General features: G+C 63.3%; 4 protein-coding genes. All 4 read left to right on the plus strand.

Features of this window, described 5'->3' with window-relative positions; translation table 11 throughout:
• Positions 1-1,422 (plus strand): DEAD/DEAH box helicase (locus tag BN2476_RS40500; RefSeq protein WP_235851185.1); only part of this gene is annotated, 1,422 nt, incomplete at its 5' end.
• Between the two features lie 28 nt (positions 1,423-1,450).
• A complete protein-coding gene (locus tag BN2476_RS48885) occupies positions 1,451-1,729 on the plus strand; it encodes a hypothetical protein (protein WP_235851186.1) in 279 nt (92 codons plus the stop codon).
• A gap of 186 nt (positions 1,730-1,915) precedes the next feature.
• Positions 1,916-2,908, plus strand: a complete 993-nt coding sequence (locus BN2476_RS40505) for a DNA-binding protein (RefSeq protein ID WP_087739772.1) — start codon at positions 1,916-1,918, stop codon at positions 2,906-2,908.
• A gap of 173 nt (positions 2,909-3,081) precedes the next feature.
• Entirely contained in the window at positions 3,082-4,284 is a 1,203-nt protein-coding gene (locus BN2476_RS40510; protein ID WP_087739773.1) for a hypothetical protein, read from the plus strand.
• Positions 4,285-4,439 lie beyond the last annotated feature (155 nt).

Raw genomic sequence — 4,439 nt, forward strand, 5'->3', positions numbered from 1 at the left:
GACCGGCTCTTTCCAAACCAGGATGTGCTGCCCAAAGGCGGCTTCGGTAACCTCATTGCCCTGCCGCTGCAGAAGCAGCCACGCGAGCACGGTTGGAGCGTGTTTGTCGATGACGGCTTTCAGCCGTACGCTGACCAGTGGTCGTATCTCGCGTCCGTGCAAACCATGGACAGCCGCGACATCGAGGGGGTGATCTTTCGCGCCACGGGCGGTGCGCATCCGCTCGACGTCGCGTTCATCGCCGAGGAGGACCAGGCCGAACCGTGGAAGCCACCGCCCGCGCAACCGAAGCGGCTGGCCGGAACGATGCCGGCGTCGCTCACACTGACGCTCGCGAACCAGCTCTATCTTGAAAAGGCGCAGCTTCCGCAGGCACTGCTCAACCGGCTCATCCGGCTGGCCGCCTTCCAGAATCCGGAGTTCTACCGGGCCCAGGCGCGCGGCTTCAGCGTATGGGACAAGCCACGTATCATCGGGCGCGCCGAGAACTGCCCGCGCCACATTGCATTGCCGCGCGGGTGCCTTGACGACGTCATGACGCTGCTGCGCGATAACGACATCGCTTGCGACATCCGCGACGAGCGCTGCACGGGCGAGTCGCTTCCAGTTCCGTTTGCCGGCACACTGCGCGATGACCAGCAGGCGGCCATCGTCGACCTGCTGCGACACGACACCGGCATCCTGCATGCGCCGACGGCGTTCGGCAAGACCGTGACAGCGGCCGCGATGATCGCGCAGCGAGGCGTCAACACGCTCGTGCTCGTGCACCGCCGGGAACTGCTTGACCAGTGGCGCGAACGCCTGCAGTCGTTTCTCGCACTCGACGCGCGCGAGATCGGCACGATCGGCGGCGGCAAGTCGAAGGCGACGGGCCGGATCGATGTCGCGATGCTGCAATCCGTGGCACCCGATGGTGCCCGCGGCGAGCTGTTGCGGCGTTACGGCCATGTCATCGTCGACGAATGTCACCACGTCTCGGCGGATTCCTTCGAGGCGGTGCTCAAGGCCGTCCATGCCCGCTACGTGCTGGGTCTGACTGCCACGCCAGTGCGGCGCGACAGCCAGCAGCCGGTGATGTTCATGCTGTGCGGGCCGATCCGGCATGCAGCGAAATCCCCGACCAGCGCGCCACAGATGCTCGAGGTGTTCCCGCAAAGGCTCACCGCCGCAGTGGATGTTACGGCCGACGCGCCGATCCAGGAGGTCTTCGCGCGTCTCGCGCAGGATGCGTCGCGCACACACATGATCGCCACGGCCATCCGTGAGCAATACGCGCAGGGACGCAATGTGCTGGTGCTCACCGAGCGCACAGACCATCTCGAAAGCCTTCAGCAGGTCCTGGCGGACACGGTGAAGCCCGCTGTTCGTTCTGCACGGCCGCCTCGGCAGGAAAGCGCGATCTGCGCAGCTGGCTGCCCTTGACGCGCTGGCCGGTGACACGCCCCGCGTAGTGCTGGCGACCGGCAGGCTGGTGGGCGAAGGTTTCGATCATCCGGCGCTGGACACCCTGGTGCTGGGCATGCCGGTCGCCTGGAAGGGCACCCTGCAGCAGTACGCCGGCCGCCTGCATCGCGAACATGCGGGCAAAACCGGCGTACGGGTGATCGATTACGTTGACGGCGGCCATCCGGCACTGCAGCGCATGTGGGAGAAGCGCCAGCGCGGTTACCGGGCGATGGGCTACCAGATGCGCACGCCCGGAGAGGGTCTCCAGCTGCAGCTGGCCTGAAATCGGGCAGCGAATCCGTATTCCGTACCGTTTCCGTCCGCCGGAGGTCACTTTTCGGGCTCTCGCATTCGATAATCCTCCTTTATCGCATATCAATAAACACCACCCAGGACATCACTTGACCGGCGCCAGCAATACGTATATACATGGTACGTAATACGGTACGATATTCGAGTGAGGAAGCAGATGGCCCGCACCGGTCTTACGCGCATGGACGTAAAGCGCGCCCGCGACGCGTTGCTCGCGCAGGGGCAGCACACATCGATCGACGCGATACGTATCGCGCTCGGCAACACGGGCTCGAAAACCACGATCCACCGGTACCTGAAGGAATTGGAGGAAGATGAGGGCGCGTCACTCGCGCGCGCCGGGTCGCTCTCTGACGCGATCCAGGATCTCGTCAGCCGCCTTGCCGCCCGCCTGCACGAGGAAGCACAAGCCCTCATCGACCGGCAGGCCGCCGCTGTGGCCGCGCAACGCCAGCAGGCGCAGTCCGAAATCGAGAAGCTCGGCGCCGATCTGGCCACGGTGCGGGAGCAACTATCTGGCGCGACCGCCACCCTTTCCGGGGAGCAGGACGCGCACGCCGGAACTCGCCTGGCGCTGCATCAGCGCGACCTGGACGTCGAGCGGCTCTCCCAGCAGGTACGCGACCAGACCGAGCGCCTTGCCGAGCAGGAGGGCTTCCGCCTGTCGCTCGAGGCAAAGCTCACGCATGCGCGCGATTCCCTTGAGCATTTCCGTACGGCCGCGCGCGAGCAGCGCGAGCAGGAAGTGCACCGACATGAACAGCAGGTCCAGCAGGTGCAGGCTGAGCTACGCCAGGCGAACCAGACGGCCATCGTCCGGCAGAACGAGATCACCCAGCTGAACCGGGACAACGCGCGGCTCGTCGCCGAAGCGGCGGCCACGACCAGGCTCGCACGTGATCAGCAGGCACAGGGCGAGGCGTTGCAGTCCGCCCTCAATCGTGCGCTCGCCGATCGGGCGCGCGCCGAGGCCGAGCGCGATGCAGCGCAGGTGGCAGCCGATGCGCGGGTTGCCGAGCTGCTCCAGCTACGCGAGGCTCGTGACTCGCTCAACGCGGATCTGACGAAGCTGGCCGCGCAGATCGAAGCACAGCAGCAGCTACTGGTGGACTACCGGATGCGGCTGGGCGTCGCGGGCGCGACTGGCTGAAAGCGCCGCATCTCGTGCCGAAAGGACGTCACAATGGAAACGCGCACGCCTTTCGGCGCTTGCCATGAAGCATTCTGGCTTTCACGTCGGCCCGGAATTTCCAGGTTCCGCCCGGTTGCGCGCCAGCACATTCACCTTCTCGTCTTCCATCCGCTTCGCTACGGGAATCTGGCATGAGCGAATACCAATACTACGAGTTTGCATGCGTCGACCAGCTGCTGACGGCGACCCAGCAGACAGAGTTGCGCAGATTCTCCACGCGGGCCACGATCACCGCCTCAAGCTTCGTCAACGAATATCACTGGGGAGATCTCAAGGGCGACCCGCTCGAGTGGGTACAGCAATATTTCGACGCCCATGTCTACTCTTCCAACTGGGGGAACTGCCGCCTGCTTCTTCGTCTCCCGCATGGGACGTTTGACGCGGAGACCATCCGCGATTACGTCAAAGCTGGACGAAAGAGGCGCCCCCGTTTCGGGAAAGCCTTCGAGGCCATGGATGTCGATGACTGGTGCATCCTCGACTGGTCGTTCAATGATGACTCGGGCGAATACTCCCGCTTCTCGGAAGAGCTGGATGGTGCGGGGTGGATGACGCGCTTGCTGCCTGTGCGCAACGAGCTGCTGGGCGGCGATGCTCGCCCGCTTTATCTCGGGTGGCTTGCCCGACTCGGGAATGGTGAACTGTGCGATGACGAATTCGAACCGCCGGTGCCTGCGGGATTACAGGCGTTGACGCCCGCGCAGGTGGCTCTGGCGGAGTTTCTGATGCTGGATGCGGATTGGCTCGCCGCCGCCGCTGAGTCCAGTCCGTCAATATTGGCCTCGGAATCCAACGGAAGCGAGGACAGCTTTGATCCCTGGTTACGTGAGTTGTCGGTTGATGAAATGCGTGCGAAGCTGCGCATGCTGCTACAAGGGCGCAGCCATGAAGCGGAGAGAACGCTTCGAAACGCATTTCTCAAATGGGAGAAAGGCAGGAATACAAAGCACTTGAATTTACCCAGGCGCCGTCGAATATCCGAAATCGAATCAAGGGTCGCCGCACATCGTGCCATCCGTGAAAGAAGGGAGCAGGAGGCACGCCAGGCAGCCGAAGCCCGCCGTCGAGAGGAACGCACGCGGTACCTCACATCACTTCTCGAACAGGAGGACACGGCGTGGTCAAGCATCGATGCACAACTGCGACGCACAACGGGCAGCGCCTACGATCAAGCATTCCAGAAGCTGCAGGATCTCGCCGAAGCGTATGCGAACGTCAGGCGGGATGCCGTATTCCGGCGTCGCCTGGCGCAATTGATGTCGAGTCACGGCAAGCGGGGAGCCTGGCTTGCCCGGCTGCAAAAAGCGGGGTATTTGTGGCAACCCAAGTCGTAGCCTCCTTGGCCTGACCTGCTGAATCATTTCCGCAAATCGGGGATGAGTTCTGATTCCAGCTGGCAGTTCGACGTATATGCCAATTTTCAGCGGTTTTGTCCAAGAACAATAACTTGGGTGCTTATGATAGGAAATTGTGCTTACCCTGTTCGCCC

The organism is Paraburkholderia piptadeniae (assembly GCF_900007165.1).
Classification (GTDB): Bacteria; Pseudomonadota; Gammaproteobacteria; order Burkholderiales; family Burkholderiaceae; genus Paraburkholderia; species Paraburkholderia piptadeniae.